This window comes from Natronobacterium texcoconense (genome assembly GCF_900104065.1).
In the GTDB taxonomy this organism is placed as follows: Archaea; Halobacteriota; Halobacteria; order Halobacteriales; family Natrialbaceae; genus Natronobacterium; species Natronobacterium texcoconense.
In genome coordinates this window covers 682,567-707,457 of sequence record NZ_FNLC01000002.1, presented here as the reverse complement: position 1 = coordinate 707,457, position 24,891 = coordinate 682,567, and the positions used below count along the sequence as shown (strand labels likewise).

The 24,891-nt window shown below is 57.1% G+C and carries 25 protein-coding genes and 1 tRNA gene; 20 read left to right on the top strand and 6 right to left on the bottom strand.

All coding sequences use genetic code 11. The features are described from left to right. The first annotated feature begins 475 nt into the window (after positions 1-475). From BLR35_RS10800 to BLR35_RS10750, 10 genes are all read left to right on the top strand, one after another. Positions 476-1,105: a hypothetical protein gene (locus tag BLR35_RS10800; RefSeq protein ID WP_139169278.1), complete on the top strand. Its 630-nt coding sequence runs from the start codon at positions 476-478 to the stop codon at positions 1,103-1,105. A gap of 282 nt (positions 1,106-1,387) precedes the next feature. Next, complete coding sequence (rpl7ae, locus tag BLR35_RS10790) at positions 1,388-1,750, top strand: 50S ribosomal protein L7Ae (RefSeq protein WP_090381560.1); 363 nt, start codon at positions 1,388-1,390, stop codon at positions 1,748-1,750. A gap of 11 nt (positions 1,751-1,761) precedes the next feature. After that, positions 1,762-1,986: a 30S ribosomal protein S28e gene (locus tag BLR35_RS10785; protein ID WP_006064297.1), complete on the top strand. Its 225-nt coding sequence runs from the start codon at positions 1,762-1,764 to the stop codon at positions 1,984-1,986. A gap of 2 nt (positions 1,987-1,988) precedes the next feature. Further along, positions 1,989-2,384 carry a 50S ribosomal protein L24e gene (locus BLR35_RS10780; protein ID WP_090381557.1) on the top strand — a complete coding sequence of 132 codons (396 nt, stop codon included), beginning with the start codon at positions 1,989-1,991 and terminating at the stop codon, positions 2,382-2,384. Next, positions 2,381-2,845, top strand: coding sequence for a nucleoside-diphosphate kinase (ndk, locus tag BLR35_RS10775; protein WP_049989872.1), 465 nt, complete (start codon positions 2,381-2,383; stop codon positions 2,843-2,845). The genes BLR35_RS10780 and ndk overlap by 4 nt, the downstream gene beginning before the upstream one ends. A 205-nt stretch (positions 2,846-3,050) precedes the next feature. After that, on the top strand, positions 3,051-3,470 hold the full coding sequence (locus BLR35_RS10770; protein ID WP_090381554.1) for a DUF7344 domain-containing protein: 420 nt from the start codon (positions 3,051-3,053) through the stop codon (positions 3,468-3,470). Positions 3,471-3,610: 140 nt separating this feature from the next. Beyond that, a complete protein-coding gene (sod, locus tag BLR35_RS10765; protein WP_090381552.1) occupies positions 3,611-4,213 on the top strand; it encodes a superoxide dismutase in 603 nt (200 codons plus the stop codon). A 160-nt stretch (positions 4,214-4,373) separates the two neighbouring features. Beyond that, on the top strand, positions 4,374-7,373 hold the full coding sequence (locus BLR35_RS10760; protein WP_090381550.1) for an FAD-binding and (Fe-S)-binding domain-containing protein: 3,000 nt from the start codon (positions 4,374-4,376) through the stop codon (positions 7,371-7,373). Between the two features lie 66 nt (positions 7,374-7,439). Continuing rightward, entirely contained in the window at positions 7,440-7,706 is a 267-nt protein-coding gene (locus BLR35_RS10755; protein ID WP_090381547.1) for a DUF5827 family protein, read from the top strand. Positions 7,707-7,708: 2 nt separating this feature from the next. Continuing rightward, a complete protein-coding gene (locus BLR35_RS10750) occupies positions 7,709-8,557 on the top strand; it encodes an ATPase (RefSeq protein ID WP_090381545.1) in 849 nt (282 codons plus the stop codon). Here the strand turns inward: BLR35_RS10750 and BLR35_RS10745 are convergent. Next, positions 8,548-9,126, bottom strand: coding sequence for an MBL fold metallo-hydrolase (locus BLR35_RS10745; protein ID WP_090381542.1), 579 nt, complete (start codon positions 9,124-9,126; stop codon positions 8,548-8,550). The two genes, BLR35_RS10750 and BLR35_RS10745, sit on opposite strands and share 10 nt — an antisense overlap. Before the next feature lie 193 nt (positions 9,127-9,319). Here BLR35_RS10745 and BLR35_RS10740 point away from each other — a divergent pair, with 193 nt between their 5' ends. From BLR35_RS10740 to BLR35_RS10725, 4 genes are all read left to right on the top strand, one after another. Next, positions 9,320-10,585: a helix-turn-helix transcriptional regulator gene (locus tag BLR35_RS10740; RefSeq protein ID WP_090381540.1), complete on the top strand. Its 1,266-nt coding sequence runs from the start codon at positions 9,320-9,322 to the stop codon at positions 10,583-10,585. A 92-nt stretch (positions 10,586-10,677) separates the two neighbouring features. Next, a tRNA-Glu gene (locus tag BLR35_RS10735) sits at positions 10,678-10,752 on the top strand. A 184-nt stretch (positions 10,753-10,936) separates the two neighbouring features. After that, positions 10,937-12,043, top strand: a complete 1,107-nt coding sequence (locus BLR35_RS10730) for a tyrosine-type recombinase/integrase (protein ID WP_090381538.1) — start codon at positions 10,937-10,939, stop codon at positions 12,041-12,043. 17 nt (positions 12,044-12,060) lie between these two features. Then, on the top strand, positions 12,061-12,336 hold the full coding sequence (locus tag BLR35_RS10725; protein WP_139169277.1) for a hypothetical protein: 276 nt from the start codon (positions 12,061-12,063) through the stop codon (positions 12,334-12,336). 64 nt (positions 12,337-12,400) lie between these two features. Here BLR35_RS10725 and BLR35_RS10720 read toward each other — a convergent pair whose 3' ends face one another. After that, positions 12,401-12,868, bottom strand: a complete 468-nt coding sequence (locus tag BLR35_RS10720; protein ID WP_090381534.1) for a restriction endonuclease — start codon at positions 12,866-12,868, stop codon at positions 12,401-12,403. A 168-nt stretch (positions 12,869-13,036) separates the two neighbouring features. Here BLR35_RS10720 and BLR35_RS10715 point away from each other — a divergent pair, with 168 nt between their 5' ends. Together BLR35_RS10715 and BLR35_RS20280 are read left to right on the top strand one after the other, a co-directional pair. Beyond that, on the top strand, positions 13,037-14,209 hold the full coding sequence (locus BLR35_RS10715; protein WP_090381533.1) for an ATP-binding protein: 1,173 nt from the start codon (positions 13,037-13,039) through the stop codon (positions 14,207-14,209). Positions 14,210-14,631: 422 nt separating this feature from the next. Next, positions 14,632-15,672 (top strand): hypothetical protein, encoded by a 1,041-nt coding sequence (locus BLR35_RS20280; RefSeq protein ID WP_139169276.1) that lies wholly within the window; start codon positions 14,632-14,634, stop codon positions 15,670-15,672. Between the two features lie 51 nt (positions 15,673-15,723). Here BLR35_RS20280 and BLR35_RS10700 read toward each other — a convergent pair whose 3' ends face one another. Then, on the bottom strand, positions 15,724-16,167 hold the full coding sequence (locus tag BLR35_RS10700; RefSeq protein WP_090381525.1) for a DUF7344 domain-containing protein: 444 nt from the start codon (positions 16,165-16,167) through the stop codon (positions 15,724-15,726). Between the two features lie 362 nt (positions 16,168-16,529). On the opposite strand from BLR35_RS10700, the gene BLR35_RS10695 reads away from it, so the two are divergent. Next, positions 16,530-17,558: a Cdc6/Cdc18 family protein gene (locus BLR35_RS10695; RefSeq protein ID WP_090381522.1), complete on the top strand. Its 1,029-nt coding sequence runs from the start codon at positions 16,530-16,532 to the stop codon at positions 17,556-17,558. A gap of 185 nt (positions 17,559-17,743) precedes the next feature. On the opposite strand, the gene BLR35_RS21115 is transcribed toward BLR35_RS10695, so the two are convergent. After that, positions 17,744-17,878, bottom strand: coding sequence for a hypothetical protein (locus BLR35_RS21115; protein ID WP_280139362.1), 135 nt, complete (start codon positions 17,876-17,878; stop codon positions 17,744-17,746). A 1,436-nt stretch (positions 17,879-19,314) separates the two neighbouring features. Continuing rightward, complete coding sequence (locus BLR35_RS20680; protein ID WP_170831017.1) at positions 19,315-19,467, bottom strand: hypothetical protein; 153 nt, start codon at positions 19,465-19,467, stop codon at positions 19,315-19,317. A 397-nt stretch (positions 19,468-19,864) separates the two neighbouring features. Between BLR35_RS20680 and BLR35_RS21245 the strand changes: the two genes are divergently transcribed. From BLR35_RS21245 to BLR35_RS10675, 3 genes are read left to right on the top strand one after another with little or no spacing between them, the layout of a single operon-like run. After that, positions 19,865-20,827, top strand: a complete 963-nt coding sequence (locus BLR35_RS21245) for a hypothetical protein (RefSeq protein ID WP_090381515.1) — start codon at positions 19,865-19,867, stop codon at positions 20,825-20,827. Between the two features lie 5 nt (positions 20,828-20,832). Further along, complete coding sequence (locus tag BLR35_RS10680; RefSeq protein ID WP_090381512.1) at positions 20,833-21,138, top strand: DUF8156 family protein; 306 nt, start codon at positions 20,833-20,835, stop codon at positions 21,136-21,138. A 3-nt stretch (positions 21,139-21,141) separates the two neighbouring features. Further along, positions 21,142-23,307 (top strand): type B DNA-directed DNA polymerase, encoded by a 2,166-nt coding sequence (locus BLR35_RS10675; protein ID WP_090381509.1) that lies wholly within the window; start codon positions 21,142-21,144, stop codon positions 23,305-23,307. A gap of 211 nt (positions 23,308-23,518) precedes the next feature. On the opposite strand, the gene BLR35_RS10670 is transcribed toward BLR35_RS10675, so the two are convergent. Further along, positions 23,519-24,694, bottom strand: coding sequence for a PDDEXK-like family protein (locus tag BLR35_RS10670; protein WP_170831016.1), 1,176 nt, complete (start codon positions 24,692-24,694; stop codon positions 23,519-23,521). Between the last annotated feature and the right edge of the window lie 197 nt (positions 24,695-24,891).

Below are 24,891 nucleotides of genomic sequence, written 5' to 3'. Positions count from 1 at the left end.
GGGGGCCTGCGAGTAATAGTCAACGGGACTATCACGACGGCGTTTTCGCTGACAGTCGAGTTGTTTCGCGTTGCGATCGTTTACAGCAGTAGCGAGGCGAAAGCCCACCCGTCCACGGGTGAGATGAAGCTGACTTCTATTGTAATTTGACCATTGCTAACTAGGAACATTTTAAATTTCAACGATAAGAAGACGTTTCGGTTCCGTTGCGGTCGGTTTCGTCGGTTATCGAAGGAAAGAACGACCGGCAGGTCGCTATACGTGGGTGGTGAGGGTCCAGTAGTAGCGGTATGTCGGATCTTTCAGTGCCTATTTCCGCAACTAATTTTTGATTATTTTCTTCGGCCCGAAACCGTCATCAGATATCTACTTTGATCGATTCTGGAATCCGGGGCTGAGCGATCGTAACGAAGTCCACCGTTGATAGACCGGTTCGATAAATTGGAGTTCGGGTAGGGAACTGCCCTGGACGACCATGCACGACCGCCGCACTATACTACGGGTTGCAGGAACTGTCGGACTCGGTACCGTCGGAATGGCAGGAACGACGGCAGCGACGGAAGATCAGCAGGGGAACGGCAACGATGGCGAACGAGACGGAAAGAAACGAGGGAAGTCGGGGCCGCGAAAGAACGGTCGAAAGCACAAGAAACGAAAAGGAAAACGGGACAGAAAGCGGCCAAAAGACCGGAAAAAGAAGAAGCGTCAGAAAGACCGGAAAAAGAAGGAGGACGAAGCGGAGGAAGAAGGCGAGGAGAATCAGGAGGACGAACCCGAGACGCTCAACGAGCAGATTCAGCAACGGGTGGACGAGCGGTTAGCAGAAGCCGAAGAACGCAGAGAACAGGCACTGAAAGACGCAGAGAAGCGGCGAGAAGAGGCGCTGGCGGAGGCGTTCGATCGGAACGACGAACCGGACGAGGCCGAAGGGGAAGGCGACGAAGAGAAAAAGCGGAAACGAGGCCGAGACAGGAAGAAGGGGAAGCGCGGACGGAAAGGCAAGAAGAACGGGAAGAAGGGGAAGCGCGGACGGAAAGGCAGGAAGAACGGTAAACGCGGAAAGAAAGACCGCAAGAACGGGAAAAACGACGGCAACGGAGGGTGAGTAACGAGGAAATCCAGATCCGAGATCCGGTGTCGCGGATCGCGTCGACTCGAGCAGACGCCGCTCGAGTCGGACACGATTTCGTCTGTGCGGAGCCATCTCACGGTGAAGGCCGTTTGAACACGCTTTTAAGGGGGGCAACGTAACTCCGTAGTACACCCTACGCGGGGTTGATGATGCTCCTAGCCTTACAGGACTTCCGCCGAACTCGATTCGGCCAGGGGTAACCCACCCCGAACGGCAGGGGAGTGCGAGCCCGCGCGTAGGAGAGGTGAACAACCAATGTCAGTCTACGTTACAACCGACATCCCAGCCGACCTCGCAGATGACGCCCTCGAGGCGCTCGAGGTCGCACGAGACACCGGACGAGTAAAGAAAGGAACCAACGAAACGACGAAAGCGATCGAGCGTGGCAACGCCGACCTCGTCTACGTCGCTGAAGACGTCTCCCCCGAAGAGATCGTGATGCATATCCCTGATCTCGCCGACGAGAAGGGAATTCCAGTCGTCTTCATCGAGACCCAGGACGACGTCGGTCACGCCGCCGGCCTCGAAGTTGGCTCGGCTGCCGCGGCGATCGTCGACGCCGGTGACGCTTCCGGCGACGTCGAGGACATCGCCGACAAGGTCGAGGACCTCGACTGAGGTGATCAGAGATGAGTGCTGAAGAGGAAGAAAGCGGATCAACGCCCGCCGAGGTCATCGAGATCGTCGGCAAGACCGGCATGCACGGCGAAGCCATGCAGGTCAAGTGCCGAATCAAGGAGGGCGAGAACCAGGGACGTATCATCACCCGAAACTGCCTCGGGCCGGTCCGCGAAGGCGACGTACTCCAGCTTCGCGAGACCGCTCGTGAGGCAGACTCCATCGGAGGACAGTAACAATGGTCGAGAAACGCACCTGCGACTACACTGGCGAAGAGATCGAGCCCGGCACGGGCATCATGTACGTCAAAAACGACGGCTCCGTGCTCCACTTCGTCGACTCGAAGGCCGAGAAGAACTACAAACTCGGTCGCGAGCCGCGTGACCTCGAGTGGACCGAGGAAGGTCGCGCCGGCAAGGGTCCCGCAAAGACCGACGAGGAAGCCGAGCAGGACGAGGACCTCGAGACCGAGGACGAAGCCGTCGACGAAGACGAGGGCTCGGAACCGGCCGGTGACGAAGACGTCGCCGAGGGCGAGTCCGTCGAGGCCGAAGCCGAGGAAGCCGCCGAAGGCGACGCCGACGACGTCGCTGGCGGCGAGGAAGAGGCTGACGAAGAGGAGGCCCAATCATGAGCGATCACGAACGCACCTTCGTGATGGTCAAGCCCGACGCCTTCGCGCGTGGGCTGGTGGGCGAAGTCGTCTCCCGACTCGAGGACCGCGGGCTCAAACTCGTCGGTATCAAGGTCGAGAACATGCCCCGCGAACGGGCCGAGGAACACTACAGTGAGCACGAGGACAAGCCGTTCTACGACGACCTCGTCGACTTCATCACCTCCGGCCCCGTCGTCCCGATGGTCTGGGAAGGACAGGACGCGACCCGTCAGGTCCGCCAGATGATCGGCGAGACCGACCCGCTCGAGGCCGAACCCGGCACGATCCGTGGCGACTACGCCCTGGATCTCGGCCGAAACGTCGTCCACGCCGCCGACCACGAGGACGAGGGCGCGAACGAACGCGAAATCGCGATCCACTTCGACGAGGACGAGCTGATCGACTACGATCAGCACGACGCCGAGTGGCTCTACGAGTAAGTCGAGTCCCGGTCGCGACCGTCGCTTTTTTCGAACGGACCTGCAGACGAAACCACCCGTGTAGCGTCGGGACTTCAATTCGAGTCTGTATTTTCTACCTCATTTAAGACAGGTCTCGTTTCGGATAGACGTAACATCTAATGTGTCGGCCACAGAAGGGACTGTTGGTGGTTTCGAATGGTAACTTACGGTAGGTGGTCCGGAGATGCGTGAAACGGAACGGGGGTCGACGGCGCTTACGGTGGATGCGACGCCGTCGCTCGATTGCGTGTTCGACCTGCTTTCGGACCGCCGTCGTCGGTACGCACTGTACTACCTGAACGAACGGGAAGACGGGGTTGCAACTATCGACGAACTCACGAATCACATCGCGACGCTCGAGAGGCGTGTCGAGTCGGGGTCCGAGACGGGGTCGGAGTGCTCCGAGACGTCCAGTAATCCGGATGTCGACGGGACCCCGGCCGAGCGAAAACAGCGGATTCGGACCGAACTACAGCACGTCCATCTACCGAAACTCGAGGAAGTCGGGGTTCTCGAGCACGATCAGCGAAGCGAAACCGCTCGCTACTGGAACCAGCCGTCGATCGAAGAGTGGCTCGAGCACGCCCAGCATAAAGAGCTGTAGTCGGGTGTCGTTCGTGAGTCTTGCGTTCGAAATATACGTTCGATGAGTGGTACGGACGACTGAATATGGTCTATGATAGCGTTTCACACCTCAAACCTTAACAGGTATCGTACCGTTAAAAACGCTACAGGTGTGTATATATGACTGACCACGAACTTCCACCGCTGCCGTACGATTACGACGCACTGGAGCCGGCGATCTCGGAGCAGGTCGTCACCTGGCATCACGACACCCACCATCAGGGGTACGTCGACGGACTGAACAGCGCCGAGGAGACTCTCGCGGAGAACCGCGAGTCCGGCGAGTTCGGCTCGACGCCCGGCGCGCTCTCGAACGTTACCCACAACGGCTGTGGACACTACCTCCACACGCTGTTCTGGGAGAACATGTCGCCCAACGGTGGCGGCGAGCCCGAGGGAGAGCTCGCCGACCGCATCGAGGAGGACTTCGGCTCTTACGAGGGCTGGAAGGGCGAGTTCGAGGCCGCAGCCGGTGCCGCCGGTGGCTGGGCGCTGCTGGTCTACGACCCCGTCGCCAAGCAGCTTCGTAACGTCGCCGTCGACAAACACGACCAGGGCGCACTCTGGGGTGCTCATCCCATCCTCGCGTGTGACGTCTGGGAACACTCCTACTACTACGACTACGGTCCGGACCGTGGCAGCTTCATCGAGGGCTTCTTCGACGTCGTCAACTGGGACAAGGTCGAAGAAGAGTACCAGACGTGTCTCGACCACTTCGAGTAACCTGCCGGTCGTAACGACGACCAGGTCAATCCCGAATTTTTCGAACGCGACTCGAGAAGTCGTCGCTCCGTTCGTCACTCGAGCCGATCCTCGCCGATAGCCTTCGGTTAGTGTGAACAACTACCATCGTTTATGGGTTCGGCCGGTGACGGGAGACGACATGGCCGTCGAGGACACCGAGCTCACAGGTGAACCGACACGGGATCGAACGCCGACGCCGGAACCTCCGGAGCGGTCGCAGCGGCTGGCGGCTGACCTCCAGGACGCCTGTCGCGGCGACGTGCGATTCGACGAGTACACGCGAGTACTGTACGCGACCGACGGAAGTATCTACGGTGCACAGCCGGCCGGCGTCGTCTTTCCACGGGACACGGACGACGTCCGCGCTGCCGTCGAGGTAGCGGCCGATCACGGCGCACCGATCCTCCCACGGGGTGCGGGCTCCTCGCTCGCCGGTCAGACCGTCGGCCCGGGCTGTGTCGTGCTCGATCTCTCGCGTCACATGGACGAGATTCTGGAGGTCGATCCCGACGAGCACCGAGCCGTCGTCCAGCCAGGGGTCGTCCAGGACGATCTGGACGAGACCCTCGAGCCGTACGGACTGAAGTTTGCGCCCGATCCCGCGTCGTCGAACCGGGCGACGATCGGTGGGGGGATCGGGAACAACTCGACCGGTGCCCACTCGGTACGGTACGGAATCACGGACGCGTACGTCGATCGCTGTCGGGCCGTCCTCAGTGACGGCTCGATCATCGAGACGCGCGACGTCGTCCTCGACAGCGAGGAGTGGGATCGGATCGTCTCGAAGGACGACCGCGAGGCCGAGATCTACCGGACGGTGCGGGCGATCGTCGAGGACAACGCGGAGGTGATCGAGGAGCGGTACCCCGACCTCGAGCGTTGTGTCAGCGGCTACAACCTCCAGAAAGTAATTCGAACGAACGCGGACGGTGACCGGGTCGTTAACCTCTCGAAACTGCTCGTCGGCGCCGAGGGGACGCTCGGCGTCGTCGTCGAGGCGGAACTCTCGCTCGTCACTCGACCCGAGAAGACGGCGCTCGTCGTCGCCTGTTACGACGACCTGCTCGAGGCGCTGTCGGCCGTCCCTGCAGCCCTCGACCTCGAGGCTAGCGCGGTCGAACTGATGGACGACGAGGTGTTCCGGCTGGCTGCCGACTCACAGGAGTACGCCGAGTACGCAGAGCCGATTCCCGACGACACGACGGCGGCGCTGATGCTCGAGTTCGACTCGGAATTGTTCGACGATCTCGCGGAGGCCGTCGACGACGCGCGGGCGCATCTGGTCGACGGCGGGTCGGCGTTCGGGTCACTGTCGGCCTTCACCCCCGCCGAACAGGAGCGTCTCTGGAAGCTCCGGAAGGCCGCCATCCCGCTGTTGATGAGCATGGAGGGCGATCCGAAACCGTACCCCTTCGTCGAAGACGCCTCCGTGCCACCCGAAGAACTCGCGGAATATGTTGCACGGTTCGAGGACGTCCTCCAGGAACACGACACGACAGCGGCCTATTTCGCTCACGCCGGCGCCGGGACGCTGCACATCCGGCCCGTATTGAATCTCAAGGAGGAGGACAGCATCGAGAAAATGCGCTCTATCGCCGAGGACGTGACCGACCTGGCGCTCGAGCACGACGGCGCTTTCTCGGGCGAACACGGCGACGGACTCGCCCGCACTGAGTTCAACCCGAAGCTGTACGGCCCCGATCTGTGGGAGGCGTTCAGAGAGGTCAAGTCCGTGTTCGACCCCGACTGGCTGATGAATCCGGGGAAGGTCGTCTACCACGAGGAGGATCCGACGGACATCAGGGAGCACTTGCGGTACGGTGCCGACTACGCCGCCCTCGAGCCACAGACGATGCTCGACTTCGACGAGGAGGGTGGCTTTTCGCATCTCGTCGAACTCTGTAACGGCTGTGGTACCTGCCGGCAGACCGGCAGCGACGTGATGTGTCCGACCTACCGGGCGACCGACGAGGAGATTACGACGACCCGCGGTCGGGCGAACCTACTACGGGCGGCGATCAGCGGCGAACTCGAGGCCGACGAACTCTACGACGAGCGGTTCCAGTCGGAGGTGCTCGACCTCTGTATCGGCTGCAAGGGCTGTCAGAGCGACTGTCCGACCGGAGTCGACCTCGCGAAGCTCAAGGCCGAAGTGAAACACCAGTATCACGAACGCGAGGGAACGAGTCTGCGGGATCGGCTGTTCGCTAACGTCGATCGACTCGCCGCGGTCGGCAGTAGGCTCGCACCGATCGCGAACGGTGCGACGGCAGTACCCGGCGCCAGGACAGTCCTCGAGCGAACCGTCGGGATCGCTTCCGACCGTACGCTGCCGACGTTTCGCCGGGAGTCGCTGGTCGAGTGGTTCGCCAACCGCGGTTCCCGCGTCGATCCCGACCGAGCGGTCGACCGGGTCGTGCTCTACCCCGACACCTACACGAACTACTCGAATCCGACGCCCGGAAAGGCGGCGGTTCAGGTGCTCGAGTCGGCCGGTGTCCACGTGGCGATCCCCGACCTCGGACCGACCGGACGGGCGGCCTACTCGCAGGGGCTGCTCGAGGAGGCCCGAGATCGGGGACGGGAGTTGCTCGCGGACCTCGAGCCGTATCTCGAAGCAGGATGGTCGCTCGTCTTCGTCGAGCCCTCGGACGCCTCGATGGTCGTCGACGAGTACGGCTCGTTGCTTCCGGCCAGCACCCCTCTCGAGCAGTTGATGGCGAACGCCTACGACGTCTGTGAGTATCTCGACGAGCGGCGACTCGACGAGGAGATTTCGTTCGCGGTCACCGAGCGAGACCACCTCACCTACCACGGCCACTGTCACCAGAAGGCCCGCGGCACGGACCACCACGCGGTGGGCGTGCTCAGGCGGGCCGGTTACACCGTCGACCCGCTCGATTCGACGTGCTGTGGGATGGCCGGTAGCTTCGGCTACGAGGCCGAACACCACGACCTTTCGAAGGCGATCGGAGCCATCCTCTCGGCGCAACTCGACGAAAGCGACGGGACGAGCGTCGTCGCACCCGGCGTCTCCTGTCGCACCCAGATCGGCGACTTCGAGAGCCGCCCCCGGCCCGACCATCCGATCGAGGCGATCGCGCGCGCACTCGATTCGGAGGCCACTCGAGGGGCGTAGCGTCGTCACTCGCGAGCGTCGCCGCGTACCAGTGGGTCCTTGAAGGAGGATCCGGTACTAGCGACCATGCCAGTGCCGAAATCCGAGTTCGACAGACTTCCACCGTGTGACTTCTACACTCCCGAAGAGCTACTCGAGGACGACCAGATGTACAGCGTCTACGAGATCGCTCGCCTGCTCCAGGGACTCGACCCCGACGCGGAGATCGAAGCCGAGACCGAGAGCGTTCTGCTGGACTGGGCGATCCCCTGGATCATGTTCAACGCCGACGACCTCGTCGTCGCCGAACCGCGAACCGACGACGAACCGGGCTACTACGGAATCGCCGAGTAAGCATGCTCCTGCTCGTCGTCGGTGCCGACCGCGTCGACGCCGGCAAGACCACGTTTTCGGTCGGACTGCTCGAGCGAACCGGCGCGGCCGGCTACAAGCCACGTGCGGGCAACGACTACTGGTTCGACCACGACGACTGCCGGCGTGCACTCGCGGACGGTCGCCTCTACGGGAAGGACGCGGCACGGCTCGCGAGTGCAGAAGAGCGCGGACGGAGGCCCGAAACGCTCAATCCTGTCCACCGACTGTGGCGTCCGGCACCCGGCGGTGGAAACGGGCTCTTGGGCCGTGGTGACCGGGAGTTCCTGGTCGACCGCGTTGGCCGTCCGAACGGAGACCCAACCTACGTCCGGAACGCTACTGCGACGGTTCCGGACGACGTCGCCGAAGCGCTCCCGCTCGAGGCAGCGATCCCGGTCGCGACCGTCGAGGAACTCAACGAAGTCGCCTCGCGACATCACGTTCCGGCGTTCGATGCTCTCGCTACCGAGATCGAAGAGAGCGAGATCGCAGTCGTCGAATCCTACAGCGACATCGCACAGCCGCTGACGTCGCTCGAGCCGTCGACCGTTACCGCTGTCGCGGCCGTCGAGCCCGGTCGCGCGACCGTCTATCGCGGCGATCGGTACTGCCGAGCCTGCGAGATCGCTAGCTCGAGTCCACGAGACGGCTCGCTCGAGAAACGGGTGGCGGACGTCCTCGACTACCTCGATCCGTTCGAACGCGTCCCGCTGCCACCGCTGGGGAGCAACGAGCGGAGCGATCCCACCACCGTCGCTGACGCCTACGAGGACGCCTACGACGCGTTACTCTCCGCAGCGGCGACCGTCGGTTCCGAGCCTCAGGCCTGACGCGCCATCCGGGACGCGAGTTCGACGTGATCGTACGGTTCGGTGGCCACGCTCGGTCCGTGCCCCGTGTGCATTTCCGAGAGTTCCTCGTCGATCCGCTCGAGGACGCGATCGATGCTCTCGACGAGCGTTCCCCGGTCGCCTTCCTCGAGGTCCGTCCGGCCGAAACTCCCGTTCTGGAAGACGAGATCACCGGCGAAGAGGACGCCGGTGTCCTCGGAGTAAAAACAGAGATGATCGTCCTTGTGGCCGGGCGTGTGGAGCGCGACGTACTCGTGGTCGCCCAGGAGGAGACGCTCTCCGTCCTCGAGTTCGTGGTCGACGCCGTCAATCGAAGCGTCGTACCCCCACGCTTCGACGTCGAAGGCGTCTTTGACTGCCTCGAGGTTGTCGACGTGGTCGCGATGCGTATGGGTGAGAACAACGGCATCGAGGTCGTCGACCCGGGACTCGATCGCGGCGACGACGTCGAAGTTCGCTCCCGTATCGATCACGACAGTCCGTTCGCCGTCGACGAGAAAGACGTTGCTCGTAAAGGCCTGGACGCCCTGTGCGAGGTTCGCTATCATGTGATCGAATACGCCACCGGGCGGTTTGTGCGTGTCGACATCTCGTAGCTCAGAGTGGGGAACGACTGCGACCGGACGGTGTATCGTCCGAACAGGCCGCTCTCGGTCGCCGAAAGAGGACTTGACGGCGTGTGGCATCGGCCACTCCGCGTATTCACAAGCATTTTTAGCTACGGCACGTAGTTGAAAACCAATGAACCGGTCGGTCTCCGTCGGGCTACTCGCACTCGCCATCCTCGTCGTGATCGTCGGCGCTACCGGCTCGGCGGCGGCGATGGGTGTCGGGACTGGAGACAGCCTCTCCGTCTCCAGCGTCCAGGGCCAGCCGACCGAGGACACCCACAGCCTGCAATCGGACACCGTCCGCCCAGGGCAACCGAACGTCGACTCCCGTGACTTCGATACGACGACGTTCGATATCACCGTCCACGAGAACGGAAGCGCAACCTGGACCTTCCGGTACGAACAGCGGTTCGACGGCGACGACGAAACCGAACAACGCGAAAACTTCGAAGCGTTTGCCGAACAGTTCGAATCTGAATCCGACGACACCGGCCTCTACGATCGCTTTCAGAGCCAGGCCCAGTCGATGACCAACACCGGTATCGACGAAACCGACCGCGAGATGGACGCCACGAACTTCAACCGATCCGCACGAATCGAGGGCCAGCTCAATCCGGTCGGCGTCGTAGAGATGTCGTTTACGTGGCACGGATTCGCCGCAGTCGACGACCAGCAGAACCAACTGGCCGTCGGCGACGTCTTCCAGGGCATCTACCTCACCGAAGATCAGACGATCATCGTCCGGCCGGACGACGGCCTCGAGTTCCAGACCGCTAACCCCGACCCACAGTACGTCGGCACCTCCCTCGAGGGGGCCTCTTCCATCCGCTGGAGCGGCCAACGCGAGTTCATCGACGGCCATCCACGAATCATCCTCGAACCCGAGGGTGGCGACGGCGGCGGAATCGTCGGTAGCTCGGGTTCGGTCTGGCCAGAGACCGACGGCGACGGAACGCCGTGGATAGCCGCTATCGGTGTCGGAATACTGGTACTCGCCCTGGCAACACTGGCCGTCTGGTATCGTCGGCAGGGTACTCGTGACGGAGACACTGCCAGACCAGTACCCACGCCCCCGACAGCCGATGAATCACCAACCGGCCCGCAAACGGAATCCAGTCCCGATACTACCGCTGGCGAGCAATCGACTACCCCCCTCGAAGACGACGAACTCCTCACCGACGAAGACCGCGTCGTCAAACTCATCCGCGAAAACGGCGGCCGAATGAAACAGGTCAACATCGTCGAGGAAACCGGCTGGTCGAAGTCCAAAGTCAGCATGCTACTCTCCGACATGGAAGACGACGGCACCATCAGCAAACTCCGAGTCGGCCGCGAAAACATCATCAGCCTCGAAGGCTTCGAACCCGAAGCGACGAAGTCTCCCTTCGACGAGTGAGCTGACAGTCCCGTGGTATCCCGAATCACCCTCGAGTCGAAACGGAATGCTTAAACATCGTACTGCGCTACGATAGAGTGCAGACAAAGCCCGCTCCGATAGTGTAGTCCGGCCAATCATATTGCCCTCTCGAGGCAATGACCGGGGTTCAAATCCCCGTCGGAGCACTCCTTCCTCCCGCTGTCTGGTGATTTCGTCCGTGGCAAGATGGTGATCCGCATTGCCGCCACAGGACTATTACGAAGCTCGGAAGACCGTATCGTACCGCCGTCTGGCGATTTCGGCTGATTGCCCGGTCGTTACGTTCGCCGGAACGGCAACCACACTCGCCGGACAGCGCGGGGGTCACAGATGACCGATCTGGACGGCATCACTGTCGTCACGGAACCGAGTCGCGAGTACCTCAATCAGCGCCAGCTGATGGACTACCGCTCGACGCGGGAGGCCTGTCTCGAGTGGCTGCTCACGTTCGGTAAAGACCCCGAGCAGGTCGAGGGATACGCCCGGACGACGGTGAGCGCCCGCGCTAGCCGGATGGACAAATTCTACCGCTGGGTCTGGGACGAGGAGGATCGGTACGTGTCCGATCCGTCCCACGAGCACGCCGACGCGTTCCTGAAGCAGTTGGCGTACGAGGATCGATCGAACGCCGATCGGTCGAACTACCAGAAGGCGGTTCAGATGCTGTTCAAATGGCGCCACCACGAGCACGGCCTCGACAAGTACGAGCCCTCGGTCACGTTCTACTCCGACGACAGCGCCTCCCAGCCTCGCGACTATCTGACCCGCGAGGAACGGTCCAAAATCCGAGAAGCGTCGCTGGAGTACGGCAGCATCCCGGCATACAACGATCTGTCTCCCGACCAGCGCGACCGCTGGAAGGCGTACCTCGCCCAACGGTTCGAGAAACCGAAGTCCGCGGTATCACCCGAGGACTGGGACCGAGCCAACGGCTGGAAGATCCCGTCTCTGGTGTCGGCGAGTCTCGATGCTGGTCTTCGCCCGATCGAGGTAGAGCGGGCCAAGACCTACTGGGTCGACGTGCCGAACCGAGTACTGCGTATCCCGAAAGACGAGTCCTCGAAGAATACGGAGAACTGGGTCGTGAGCATTCAGGATCGGACTGCCGAGATGCTCGAGCGATGGCTTACCGAGCGGGACCACTACGAGATGTACGCGGACACGGACGCGTTGTGGCTGACTCGGCAGGCGAATCCCTATCAGACGCGAGCGCTCAAGCACTTGCTCGAACGACTCTGCGAGATTGCAGACATCGAGATCGAGGGGCGCCAGATGAGCTGGTACTGTATCCGACACTCGGTGGGCACGTACATGGCACGCGAAGAGGGGCTCGCTGCCGCTCAAGCACAACTTCGTCACAAGTCCGAACAGACGACGATGAAGTACGATCAAACACCGCCAGAGGACCGACGAGACGCTCTGGACCGAATGGGATGAACGGAGGCCGGAAATCGATGAATACGGACTCTCGAGTGCGAACGCTCGCCTTGGCCATTCTGGAGGCGCTCGACAGATTCGGGACTCTCTCCGGACGAGTGCTTCATGCACGCGTCGAAGAAACCATTCCCGAGATACATCCTAGTGAATACGCGGAGGCCCTTCAGCGCGTTCGGACGCTCGAACTCGTCGAAGAGATTGACGCTGGCTACGCGTGGTTATACTCGCTCACCAACACCGGTGTCGTCGTTCTCGAGAAGCACCGATCCGATAATGATTTGGGGCTCTGTTAATCCCCTCTGCAACTGGTAGGAGCCGCCTGCTGAATATAGGGGGTAACTCTCTCAACAGCGAGATCTATTTTGGAATATCATTACATTTTGTAAAGTGTTCTGCCAACTCGTCCCCGTTCAGTAACTTGATGTCAGACTGTTTCGCTGTATCACGGGCTGGCTTAGTGAAATATGAGGTGGACACCATGATAGCACTATCAGCTCCAAATTTCTGTAAAGAGTCTGCAAACCGTTTCACTGCATTAGCACTAACTCTATCCTCTTCTTGTCTCCGTCTGACGCTTATCGCAACTAATTCTTCATCAGACTTGGCAACTACGTCGATATATTCGGCACTGTTACGGCTGACTTCAGTAGTGTATCCTTCATTTTCGTATAATATTGCCACATACTTCCTAAGTTTTTCAGGAGACGTTTGTTGTAACACTCCACGGTTGTAATGTCCTGGCCTTTCATTATTGCTGTCTGCTGACAACAAAACCAGTATCAATCCCACTACAAGAAGTGCAACTATCGGTCCTACGTCAACCATGTCAAGACATTTGGAAGCTTATATTAAATATAACTCAGGGTATCATGGACAGCACTCGTCTTTCATTCTCGTAGCTGCTGTTAGGACTTACGTGACCGACTCAGAGGGTGTAGTCAGCAATCTAATGCCCGAAAAATTTAATCAGTAATACAAGACTGGTTCAAACGGATGGTATATCCGTTCTCATCACCGAACGGTTACGAAGAACGTCTCAACCAGCAATTTTCTGGGTACCTCTATTATAGCCTACAGATCAGCCCAAAGATACTCAACACCCTACATGAAAATCTGGGCATTTCATTTTCGAAGGAGGCGACGGTCGTTGCCCATCAGAACTCACCGTTACCACGATACACTGAAAGTGGGACCGATCGGGAACTCGACTGGGTCATTTCTGATAGAGACAAACTTGTTGGCTACGAGTCGAAGTATGGAGACTCTCTCAGTAGTAATCAGTTGCAAGATGAACTCGAAAAGTTGGAATTGAACGTAGACGGGCGGGATTTTATACTAATTGTCGTTACTCCACATACGACGCCACCGCTGATTATGGACCGATTTGAAAATGAGCCGGTCCATTGGATAAGCTGGTTCACCATCTCTCGCCGTCTCCATCAAATCGAGGAGACCGAGATCCAATCAGAACAACGCCCTATTCTCAGAATGCTGCGGGACCTCTTCGAGGCAGAAGACATGCATCCATTCACAGGCTTCAATCACCATGACAAGTTACAGTATCGGTACTTCATCAGGGACCTTCGTCAAGAACTGGTCCAAACAGAACTCAAAAATCCTGGGAAAGTGAATACCTCAACGACGAACGATCCAGACCCGACCTCCTGGAAGCGACTCGTACCGAAACGGCTTGACGTGCCATTCGTCCGTGAGTCGCGTGAAGATACTTGGAAACGCCAGCGGTCCTATCTGACGACAATCGTGGATACGGAGACCCACGAGGTCCATGCTGGGATAGTATTTAATCTAAGAGAAGTCGAATCTCACCGCAATTACGTCGCTGACTCATTGGACGAGCTTGTTGGGTATGCGTCCGACCGAGACTTGCAACTCTGGGCCTCCATGAACAGCCTCAATCAGTGGGAAGCGGGCGTACCGAGAACGGATGATCCATCTGAGATGCGCAGTTGGCTCAAAGGAGGGAATAAGAACTCTGTGAGAGTCGATGGGACAAATTTCAAGAAGGCAATCTTCGTTAACGAATGCTCAGACTCAGATCCCTCTGAAACAGTCCAAAACGCCAAAAACGAGCTTCTCAGACAATTTGAGGATTTCTTAGTTTCGGATGATCTGTATCCGTGGACCACATTGGAGGGACACGAGTAGATCATCGATTTCGTTCAAATACTAAGTAGAACTACTGAATCCTGATTTAATTCCCATCTGCGTTCGACCCCTACTATGAAATATTTCTGATTATTCCCCATATCCCCTCCAAATGTGTTCTGAATAGCAATCCTGTTCTTCCTGTTCTCTAGTCCCGTGTTTTCTTCTGACTGTGTAAGGTCCAAAAATAGCAGGTTCAAAACTAATAGACGAAACTGTAAGGCCGAGTTTGCCATGTAAGATATTTCGCCGATTAGTAGGGTTTAGCTCTGAACAAGATTGGGCGTAAACACAATCTAAAAACGATGTAAGGTATGATATTGAAATGATGATTTTCTAGTCAAGGATCTCTGTAAGCCTAACCACCCAACTTCATTCGTAGATGGGTAAGTGTTTTATTTTAATAAATACTATCTGGAAATATGACTGGAGAACAAATATCAAACGACACTCTGGCAGATCACGAGGAATTGTTCACGCACCATCGTTGTTCGACTTCGCGGGCATCTATCGTTCAGGACATCCAAGCGAAACAATACGACCGAGCACGGAAACGTCTAAAACGGCTGTACGAGAAGTGTTTCGGGATTACCCACGCAGAATGGAAATTTCTCGATGGGCTCGCTGCGGTACGGGTGCCGAGTCTTGCTCCGACATTCCTCTCACGCAGCGATGGAAATTCTCGAGAAAGTATTGGGATGAATCTGCTCAAAGGACACGGACCCATCCGAGATTTCTACGGTGCTAATACTGATCGCTTGCACGAGGCTGGACTCCTCCGCTATCCCCGTGTCTGTGGCGCCGAACGTCGACGAATTCTCAACAAGCCCTTCTTCGTGCTCACTCCCGAAGCGACCGATTGTATCGATAAAGGAGTGGTCGGCCCAAACGTTGGCGATCTCGGAGAATCCGTCGTTCACGCCCTCGGAGTCCAACTTTATAGCATGTATATGCGAATACGGGCCGTGCGCGAAACCGGGAAATCAGCAACAGCGGAACACTATACAGATATCGTTCTCGACGACTACGATCTCGATGTTGCAATCTTCGTCTATCCATCTGGTGAGTCCCATAAGAAGGAGCTCTATGCTGTAGGTGAAGTGAAAACTGCGCTGAGCGCCGAAAATGAAGCGATTACTGCGATGCACAAAATGGGAGGTGTCCGCTGTAACCACAAACACTGGATCGCACCCAAGAGGGATCTTCTCAATAAGATCGTGAACATCGCTGCGATACGGGAGTGGTATTCGTTGGATGAGGTTCCGGAAACTCTGGCACTGGAGACGAATTCCAATTCAGGGATTCGATCAACGAACGAGCGCCTCACTGAGAGTGAGTTTTGCCCAAACGTGCCTGGTTCACCGTTGAGCACACCGCTGACTGAAGTACACAGTTACACGATGCTCCACCGAAATATAAAGAGTCATTATCCATTGCTATTCGATCCGCCAGACGTTTTTTAAATGTAGTTACCGATCTGATCTTCTTACGAAATATAGCTGTCTCTCGAAAATCTACGACAGCGTCTCCTGAAGAGCAATATGGGCCTGATAGATATTTCCGTATTGCGGGCCTGGCGAGACGATTTTCGTGTCTTCAGCGTAGCTAACGACTCCAGCATTGGCAAGACGAGGCAGGTGTGATTGTATCAGTGAAATATAGACCCGCTTGCGCTCATCGGACGAGATCTCCGAAGGTTCACATCCATACTCGGTTCCGGCTACACGCTCGGCGAGGTCGGCGACTCGAACATGATCTTGCTCAGAGGCGGCGAGTTGTTCGATGACGGCTCGGCGACGAGACGACGAGAGTAGATCGAGGGATTCGTCCACGGTAAGGGTGTCTTCGTCGTTTGAGTCGATCCGTGAATTAGACGGATCATCGAAGAACCGAACGAGCGTCTGCAGTGGCTTCACGAACGGAGATGTCTCTTGCGGCGTAATTTTTGAGGTCGTCATTGTTTTGGGTAGCGAGCGGTCGGTAGACGGGATACCTTTTCTGTCACCGACCGTCTCTACCTCCTTCTTCTCAGCGGCTAGTAAAATATTCTTGGACCAGCACCCGATCTCTGGAGAATGTGGGGATTCATCGCGCTTCCTTCGTGTTTACTAATTGCTGATTCTGTGTTACTCCGATTGAATGATTTTACACAGGACACCATTCTTTGGAGAGTCAGTGAGTTTCCACAAAGAGAAAACAAAACGTGGAGTCCACTTTCTTACGAGTCTATTTTCACCCGATCTCACGACTGGAGATCTTTCCGGAAACGACCCAGTTATTATTTTATGACTCGCTACCGGACTCTCTGGATAGTCACAAGATGATCCGCGATGCTCGTGTCCTGCGTGCCGGATTCGTTCCACGAGAAGTAGAGCATCGCGATGCCGAAGTCAATCACCTCTCGAGCGTCCTCGAACCCATCACGAGTGGGGAGCCTGCCGACACCGCGATCGTGACAGGACCCAGTGGTGCCGGGAAGACGTGTATTTCGCAGTTCGTCACCGAACGACTCCGGGAAGCAGTCCTCGAGGTCGAGGCAACCTACGTGAACTGCTGGCGGAACTATACGCGCTTTCGAACTCTCTACCAGATCCTCGATGACATCGGGAAAACAATCGATATCCATCGGCAGTCGACGCCCCACGACGAACTCATTGGTCGTCTCCAGCAGTACGACGGTCCTCGACGGGTCGTCATCCTGGACGAGGCCGACCAACTCGAGGACCCACGCGTCCTCTACGATCTGCACAGTCTCTCGCAGTTCGCGATCATCTGTATCGCTAACAGGGAGGAGGATCTATTCAGCCGCGTCGACGATCGTCTCGTGAGCCGGCTTCGCTCCAGCGAGCACGTCCGGATGGACAAGTACCACGACGAGCAACTCTACGACATCCTGTCTGCCCGGGTGCGGTGGGGACTCGAGAAGGACGTCATCACCGACGATCAACTGTACCGTATCGCGGATGCAGCTGCTGGTGATGCACGTCTCGCAATCGGAATCCTCCGTTCTGCTGCGAGTACTGCTGATCGAGAAAACGAGGAGCGAATCACCGACCAGATCATCCGCGGAGCGATGAACGACGCCCGCACGCAGATCCAGCAGAAAAACATCGATTCGCTCACTCCTCACCAGCGGGTCGTTTTCGATATCGTCCGCGATCACGGTCCGCTCGGCCCGAGCGAGATTCACGATCGGTACGCCCAGGAAGTCGACGATCCCCGGACGAAACGGACGATTCGGTCGTATCTCTCGAAGATGGTTCAGTACAATCTACTCGAGGCCGAGGGGACGAGCCGCGACCGGGAGTACACGCTCTTGGAGGGTGGTGTCTCTTCCCCGGTAGAGTAACTCTGCCGCAAAAGGATTTTGTACTCGATAAGAAGGAACGTCGGTAGCTTCAGACGTATTCAATAAGCACTCGAGACAACGTCTCGACTCGAAGGAACGTCGGCTGAACGCATGGGAGTACTTGAGTCTGATGAATAGAAACTGAATGTCTGTGCGAGAATCAATTTATGTGGCGCTCATCAGCCTTAGACGTCTGGTGCGGGCAAGTCCTCGACGTCAGGTGTTTCAATTTCTTCCGGGGCGGTGTTATCGTCGCTGATCTCCCAGGCAACTTGCAGCTGGATGTACGACCAGCAGGCGTCCTTGATGCTTTCGCACATGGGTACTCTTACGATTCAGCGCCTGATTCCGTCGGGCTTAGCCGCAACAAGGCCTGGTCGCCCTCCTCGATAATTCCACGATCCGTCCTAGTCATCTCGGCGATCTCCTCCGCAGAGTATGTGCGCATCTTGTAACATAGATTGAGGGAAAACGTCATAATACTTTGGCAGGATGGTAGATACACTTCGATAACGGTGTGTTCCTTCGATACACTTCGATAACGGCGTCTATTTTTATCCATCTCCTTCGAGAACACCCTATATGGGACAGACGTGCGCAAAATGCGAGAAGGAAGCTATCCGTCGAGAACCCGAAACCGGAGAGTGGTTATGCAATAAGCATTCAAAAGAACGTTTCAGGGAACGGCATGGATAACTCTGTGATCGGCCCTAAACAGGCGATAACGCTGATTTTAGCGTTTCTAATGGTTGTAGTCGGACTTCTCGGGCTCACCGGTCACTTGCCGCTGTGACTGCGGCCAAGAATCATCGATTTACCGGGTCAGATCCGATGCTGGCATGCGTCGTTCTTCAGCTATGTCGTCAACAAGTTTCCATGCTCGTTCCTCGCGTGGAGTTTCTATCTCGTTCGGATTCCCTGTCCATTGAGCGAATGCTTCAGCGATTATTGCTATGTCCTGTTGATGAGATTTTGTAGCGACATGTGCTGATCTCGCTGCGTCATTATTGATAAACCTACGAACGAATCCAGCCCTCTCAGGTTCCCACACTACTCAAGTTCTGAACCCTTCATGATCATTATTCCAGCCCGGTCATCCAAAACACTCATTATAGCTACCTTCCGTAAGCATGCTACCTACCCACTAATCTCTACTATCCTGGATTCCCAGCCGAAGTGGCCAGCCATAGCACCCACGCATGGAAGCCTCTCTTGATTCTGACCCACTGATACCACTCTTGTCACCTACTCTTGGTACCTACCACCCCTATCGAGGAAGAGTACTACCCTACCATCCCCAATATGAGTCTACAGCGATACTGTGCGACATGACTACTGACCCACCATTACCAGTATGAGTATGCAGTCATACTGCGCAGCATGACTACCTAGTCATCATGACCAGCATGAGTGCGCAGTCATACTAGCGACAATTATTGCCTCATTGTAGCCAGAAAATATTGTGAAAGGAACCAGCGGCGTTGGAAGTGCTCATAGACGCGTTCTGTTGTCGACAGACTCTGGTGTCGAAGTCGATTCTGTACATTCACGAGTCGGGTTTCTTCTTCATCGAGCACATAGTTGATAGGGAATTCCTCGGGGACTGTGGATGGGGTTCTGATGAGTCTGCTGGTTCCCCGTCAGATCGATGTACTTGATATCTGCATGGGCAGCAAGCTCTTCAACGATGTTGCGTACCGGTTCCGTTATCATTTGATCGGACTGTCTAACCTGCCGTGCTAGCCGTTTCGGCTAATTAGTCTTCGTCAACCATCTCGCAAAGCCGATCAATTTCTTCATCAGAAAATGTCTCGAAATGATCATCAATCGGGATCACATCACTAACATCCGGACCTGCGTCAGTACGCCGCAATGATGCCAGGAACCGATCGCGATCTGCATCAGTCATTGTTGTCCTCCCTGTGCGGCTTCCGGTCTGGCGGTAACTTGGCGTCCATCTTCTTCTTTCTCCACTTCGCTCCCGTCCTCGTATCTCTCAGGGCCGAGCTCGAAGTAGGTCATGGTGCCAGTTACTTGCATCGCGTCGGTAATAAGTTCACTCACAACGAGGGATTCCGCATCTCTGCCATCCACGACACAAATCAGGGGCTTGTTTAGACGCGTGAGATCAGTAGTATCAGAGCCTTCCTATCCTGTCTCGGTTCTGTGAAGCAGAACCAATTCTGGAAATCAAGGCTGCCAGCTGCAAAGGCAAGTAGAACAGGTGACACCAGAAATCTGGAGGACTCTTGAAACACGGAAACGACACGCGACGGCTTATTCGAAGCGTTCTCGTCTAATTAGATATGCTCGAGGAATCCCCACAGCAGTCGAACGGCACGTCGAGTCAGTTCGCAGTGGAGCAGCCATCGCGGGGAGCAGATAGGAACCGGAACGCTCTCGCTGAAGGTGTCGATCGGGCGAGCGAGGATATTTTACTACCGTCGCTCGAGAACGGCATCACACTCCTGGATATCGAAGGGGATCGAGGCGTGGCGATTCTCCAGTCGCTAGCCGTCGACCATCTGCTTGTAAACGATGGGCCGGCTTTCTGGGTCGATGCGAACGGGTATGCGACGACGACGTCGCTTGGCCGACTCGCGCCCAGTCGACGGTTGCTCGATCGGATTCACGTCGCTCGTGGGTTCACTCCATATCAGCACTACGGGGCACTCTGTGATCTTCCGGTTGCAGTAAACAGGTATGTTCGGGAGGAAACAGCAGAGAGTACGACATCGCGGCGAAGTTCGACCCACAGCGACCAGCAAGGAGGGGTGCACATGCCCTCGCTCATCGTGGCTCCGGCACTCGACGCACGATATCGATCTGCCGATGCACTCGGTGCCGAGCAAGCGCGAACGTTGCAGGCTCGAGCGCTCGCTCGACTCACCGCTTACGCGGAGGGCTACGACGTTCCGGTGCTCGTCACACGGACGGCTCCCGACGAGTTCACCGAACCGATCGAGACGGCTGCCACTCATCATCTCCGCTGCGAACAGACCCGGATGGGGCCACGGTTTGTGGGCGAGGAGTTCGAGACGCTCGTCTACCCCGTCGAGGGCGGCTCCTACTACCAGACGACGTTCGCGTACTGGCGAGAGATTCTCGAGACGCGTGCCAGTCAGCTGGGCCTCCAGCCGGCGTCACCAGAGCCGGTAGCCGACGAAGACGGTATCGGACACGGGACGATGGCTGACGGAACGTCCACGTCGCTAACTGCTGATCCGATGCTCGACGCCTGGACGGCTGTCAGTGGCACGAGAGGGTGATAACGATGGGGCGAACTAATCCGACGTTTCGGGACGCCCTCCGGGCGATCGAGGATCGCTGGCAGGAGTACCGGCGTGCGCTCCGGCGTCGCGACCAGCCACGGTTCGACCAGCTGTTCGCCTACGCCTGTGAACACGCCGATGCGAGCGGTCTCCTGAACCATCAGAACCCATTGCTCCCAGCGCTTCTGAGCATCGATCTCGAGCAGGAATCCCGGCTCGACGACCACGAGAAACGTCTCGAGGATCTCGAGAACGAGTTGGAATCGCTCCGAGACCTACAAGATCAGAAATGCGACTCTGACGAGTAGACGATGCCGTTCACGATCGACTTCCTCGACGATAGACGCGTCCTCGAGTGGGAGACGACGACTGATGGTGCCGTCGTAACCGAGCGGGACGACTACACGCCGCGGTTCTACGTCGCTGCCCGGTCGCCCGATGCCGAGGTCAATCTCGCGAGGATTCAGACCCTCTACGATCGACATCCGGACGTCGTTACGACCGAGTACGCTGACCGGCGTCCCAGTTTTCGCCGCGACGAAGAATCCGTCCTCGCCGTCGACGTCGACCACGTCGATCGGGTCGCACCGCTCGCCCGGCAAGTGCGACAGTTGCCGTCGGCTCCCGTCGGAGACCTCGCCTGCTTCAACGTCGATTTCACGCAGGAGTTTCGTTACTGTCTCGAGACCGATGTCGACCCGACACCGGCGAGAGATCTGTCGACGCTTCGGCTCAGTGTGCCCGTAACCGAGACGGCTAGCGAACAGTACACCGAACTCGACGTCGCCGGTGAGACGATAACCGGAGAACCGGGTGACCTCGTGAGAGCCGTTCGGACTATGATCGACGAACGTGATCCGGACGTCCTCGTCTGTTCGACGAGTGAAATCGTGCCAACCCTCTACGAGATGGCCGACCACGCTGGCGTCGACGACTTCACTCTGAGTCGCTGGCCCGGCGTAGACTACCAGCAACTCGCTAGCCGATCAACCTACTCGAGTTATGGACGCGTCGGTCACTCCCCTGCCCGGTACAACGTTCCCGGTCGGGCAATCATCGACGAGTCGAATACGTTCTTCTACGGCGAGACGAATCTCGACGGCGTCATCGACCTCGTATCCCGATCAAAAAAGCCAGTCCAGGAACTCGCCTGGGCGTCGATCGGAAACGTCCTCACCGCCATCCAGATCTGTGAGGCCCACGACCGAGGTGTCCTAGTGCCGTGGAACTCCTGGCGTCACGAGTTCTACAAGCCGATGGGGACGCTTCACGACGCAGACCGTGGCGGGTTCATCTTCGCTCCCGACGTCGGCCTCCACGAGAACGTCCACGAACTCGACTTCTCGAGTCTGTATCCGAACATCATCTGTACACGAAACGTCTCACCGGACGTGATCCGGTGTTCGTGCCACCGACACCGCGAGGACGTTCCCGGCCTGGGATACGCAATCTGTGACGAACGTGGTTACCTCGTCGACGTCCTCCAGCCGATCATCGACGATCGCGACGAGATCAAAGCCACAATTCGTCGCGAACGACAGCGAGACGACCCCGACCAGGACCGCCTCGAGGAACTCGAGGGGCGATCGGAGGCGCTGAAGTGGATCTTGGTCGCCTGTTTCGGCTACCAGGGATTCAACAATGCAAAATTCGGTCGTATCGAGTGTCACGAAGCCATCAACGCCTTCGCTCGCGAGATCCTCCTCACCGCGAAACGAATACTGGAGGACGGTGGCTGGCGCGTCGTCCACGGGATCGTCGACTCGATCTGGGTCACGCCAGATCCGGACATTGACGACGAAGACAGAGTACCACTCGAGGAACTCGCCGCCAAGATTACGGATCGCGTCGAGATTCGACTCGAGCACGAAGCACACTACGAGTGGGTGGCGTTCGTGCCACAGCGAGAGAGTGATACCGGCGCATTGACGAAGTACTTCGGAAAGGTCGCCGGCGAAGACGAGTTCAAGATTCGAGGAATCGAATCTCGGCAGCGGTCGACACCACCATTCGTCGCAGACGTCCAGCAAGAGTGTCTCGAGCGACTCGCCGAAACCCGGTCACCGGAGGCAGTACTCGGCTATCTCTCTCGAGCGCTCGAGCAGCTACGGGATGGAGACGTAGACACTGACCGGCTCGCCGAACGCAACCGCGTATCGAAACCCCGCGAAGCGTACACGCAATACACCCACAACGTCGCTGCGCTCGAACGCGCCAGCGATCAGGGGCTGGCTGTCCATCCGGGACAGGATATCGAGTACGTCGTCGTCGACGACGAGAAATCGACTCGAGACCGCGTTGCTCTCGTCCACGAGGATGTCGAGACGTACGATGCCTCGTACTACGAGACACAACTTGTGCGGGCTGTCGAGAGCGTACTCTCGCCACTTGGCTGGGACCGGACTGATATCAGACGCGAACTTGCCGCAGGGCGAGATATGGACCTGACGATGTATCAGGGTGAAGAATCTGCTTAGTAACCCAATCGTACCATCAGTGCCTCGAAATTCGTGAGTGGCCGTGGAGCCGCGAGTTCGGACGCCGTGTATGGGGTCATTGCGGGGTCAGCAATACGAATATATCTAGCCCGACTATCGGGTGGTCGTGGCGGGGTAACGGCGTTCTCGGAAGGGTGCCAATAGCCGTCAGCGACCGAGTCGCGCACTAGCTATCTCAGCCTCATTTGATTTATTCAGACGAGTACATGCGTACAGCATCGTCGATCTCGACCCCTATTTCTGCATCGAGCGCCTTGAGTGACTGAATGGCCTCATCAATGGTATCAGCAGGTGATTCCATATCCAGGCTAAGATGCTTTTCCAGACAGGGTTTCACATCTCCGGTCATGGTCCATCCCAGTCTCTTTAATTCTGCCTCATCAGCATGTTCGTAAATATAATCTTTGACATCACTTTTTATGCTTTTATCCCCCCGTTCTATGTCTACGTATAGTCCAATTTTAGCTGGTTGATCATCTAGGAGCACATGTGGCTCATATTCGATATTAAAATCTTCATTGTGCCACCCTTTTTTGTACAGTTGTATCCATGTTGAAGATTTTCCGGATTTACGTGTTTTCCAACTCTCTTCTTCAAATGCTTTCCTCAGACCGCTCTTGATATTTGTTTTTAATCTGTCTCTCTCTTCTCTGAACTCATCTCTGGCGTCTTCGAGTTTCGATTTGTGATCGGCGTACAACTGTGCTTCTTCTGAAATGGCGTCGAAGTCTTTCATGGTAAGGTGTTTCTTGATATTACGGATGAAGTCAGCCAATTGAATCTCACTTCGGGGGTCTCCTGAGTTCGAGGACAAACAGTCCTCGATATGCGGAACGACATCTCTCCATGAGACGTGAACAAATTCATGTTTATATGGGGCTGAAGCACTTTCTGGCGCGAGGTAAACGTATTCACTTTCCCCGCCACGGGCGCTATGCCGGGCTTTGACTAAACTGCCGAGTCTTGGAGAGTGATAATATCTTTCGGTCTGGTCACCTGTTTCGCCCGAATCAACTTTCATTTCGATACAAATAAACCATTCATTTTGAGCGTAAATCAGTATATCAGCAGAACCTCTTGGCGGGGTCGGTACTTCTGTTTCAACTTTGACTCCGTCAGAATCGACGTTTAGGTCTGATGCATCCGTTTCAGGATGCGTCTCTATGGCCTTGGTAAACGCCTGAAGCACAGTTTCATCAAACCCGTGTGGCTTATTTGGATTAAGAAAATAGGTCAACATAGATTGCCAAGACCTCTCGTCTTCCGATTTCCCGAGAATTTCCAGAAGGGTATACCTATTCTCCTCTATCTCATCTAACCGCTTCGTGAGTGTGCTTATCCACTCAGCAGTATCCTGCTCTGCCACAGCGTATGTGATACACTGCAAACATATAAATTTGAGTAACGGTCAATTTACTCAAGTATGTTTTAAGTTCCGCTCTCAGACTTCTCGATTGAACTTGTCTTCATCAGCATCGTGGTGAACCTGTCGGTAAGAGTTAGAACAGAGCGTAATCACGTTCTCAGGATGATTTGGGCCTCCATCGCTTCGGCGATGTGTAT

Coding starts and splice junctions, on each gene's coding strand:
- BLR35_RS10800 (WP_139169278.1), top strand. CDS start 476: ATGCACGACCGCCGCACTATACTACGGGTTGCAGGAACTGTCGGACTC.
- rpl7ae (WP_090381560.1), top strand. CDS start 1,388: ATGTCAGTCTACGTTACAACCGACATCCCAGCCGACCTCGCAGATGAC.
- BLR35_RS10785 (WP_006064297.1), top strand. CDS start 1,762: ATGAGTGCTGAAGAGGAAGAAAGCGGATCAACGCCCGCCGAGGTCATC.
- BLR35_RS10780 (WP_090381557.1), top strand. CDS start 1,989: ATGGTCGAGAAACGCACCTGCGACTACACTGGCGAAGAGATCGAGCCC.
- ndk (WP_049989872.1), top strand. CDS start 2,381: ATGAGCGATCACGAACGCACCTTCGTGATGGTCAAGCCCGACGCCTTC.
- BLR35_RS10770 (WP_090381554.1), top strand. CDS start 3,051: ATGCGTGAAACGGAACGGGGGTCGACGGCGCTTACGGTGGATGCGACG.
- sod (WP_090381552.1), top strand. CDS start 3,611: ATGACTGACCACGAACTTCCACCGCTGCCGTACGATTACGACGCACTG.
- BLR35_RS10760 (WP_090381550.1), top strand. CDS start 4,374: ATGGCCGTCGAGGACACCGAGCTCACAGGTGAACCGACACGGGATCGA.
- BLR35_RS10755 (WP_090381547.1), top strand. CDS start 7,440: ATGCCAGTGCCGAAATCCGAGTTCGACAGACTTCCACCGTGTGACTTC.
- BLR35_RS10750 (WP_090381545.1), top strand. CDS start 7,709: ATGCTCCTGCTCGTCGTCGGTGCCGACCGCGTCGACGCCGGCAAGACC.
- BLR35_RS10745 (WP_090381542.1), bottom strand. CDS start 9,126: ATGATAGCGAACCTCGCACAGGGCGTCCAGGCCTTTACGAGCAACGTC.
- BLR35_RS10740 (WP_090381540.1), top strand. CDS start 9,320: ATGAACCGGTCGGTCTCCGTCGGGCTACTCGCACTCGCCATCCTCGTC.
- BLR35_RS10730 (WP_090381538.1), top strand. CDS start 10,937: ATGACCGATCTGGACGGCATCACTGTCGTCACGGAACCGAGTCGCGAG.
- BLR35_RS10725 (WP_139169277.1), top strand. CDS start 12,061: ATGAATACGGACTCTCGAGTGCGAACGCTCGCCTTGGCCATTCTGGAG.
- BLR35_RS10720 (WP_090381534.1), bottom strand. CDS start 12,868: ATGGTTGACGTAGGACCGATAGTTGCACTTCTTGTAGTGGGATTGATA.
- BLR35_RS10715 (WP_090381533.1), top strand. CDS start 13,037: ATGGTATATCCGTTCTCATCACCGAACGGTTACGAAGAACGTCTCAAC.
- BLR35_RS20280 (WP_139169276.1), top strand. CDS start 14,632: ATGACTGGAGAACAAATATCAAACGACACTCTGGCAGATCACGAGGAA.
- BLR35_RS10700 (WP_090381525.1), bottom strand. CDS start 16,167: ATGACGACCTCAAAAATTACGCCGCAAGAGACATCTCCGTTCGTGAAG.
- BLR35_RS10695 (WP_090381522.1), top strand. CDS start 16,530: ATGATCCGCGATGCTCGTGTCCTGCGTGCCGGATTCGTTCCACGAGAA.
- BLR35_RS21115 (WP_280139362.1), bottom strand. CDS start 17,878: ATGTGCGAAAGCATCAAGGACGCCTGCTGGTCGTACATCCAGCTGCAA.
- BLR35_RS20680 (WP_170831017.1), bottom strand. CDS start 19,467: ATGACTGATGCAGATCGCGATCGGTTCCTGGCATCATTGCGGCGTACT.
- BLR35_RS21245 (WP_090381515.1), top strand. CDS start 19,865: ATGCTCGAGGAATCCCCACAGCAGTCGAACGGCACGTCGAGTCAGTTC.
- BLR35_RS10680 (WP_090381512.1), top strand. CDS start 20,833: ATGGGGCGAACTAATCCGACGTTTCGGGACGCCCTCCGGGCGATCGAG.
- BLR35_RS10675 (WP_090381509.1), top strand. CDS start 21,142: ATGCCGTTCACGATCGACTTCCTCGACGATAGACGCGTCCTCGAGTGG.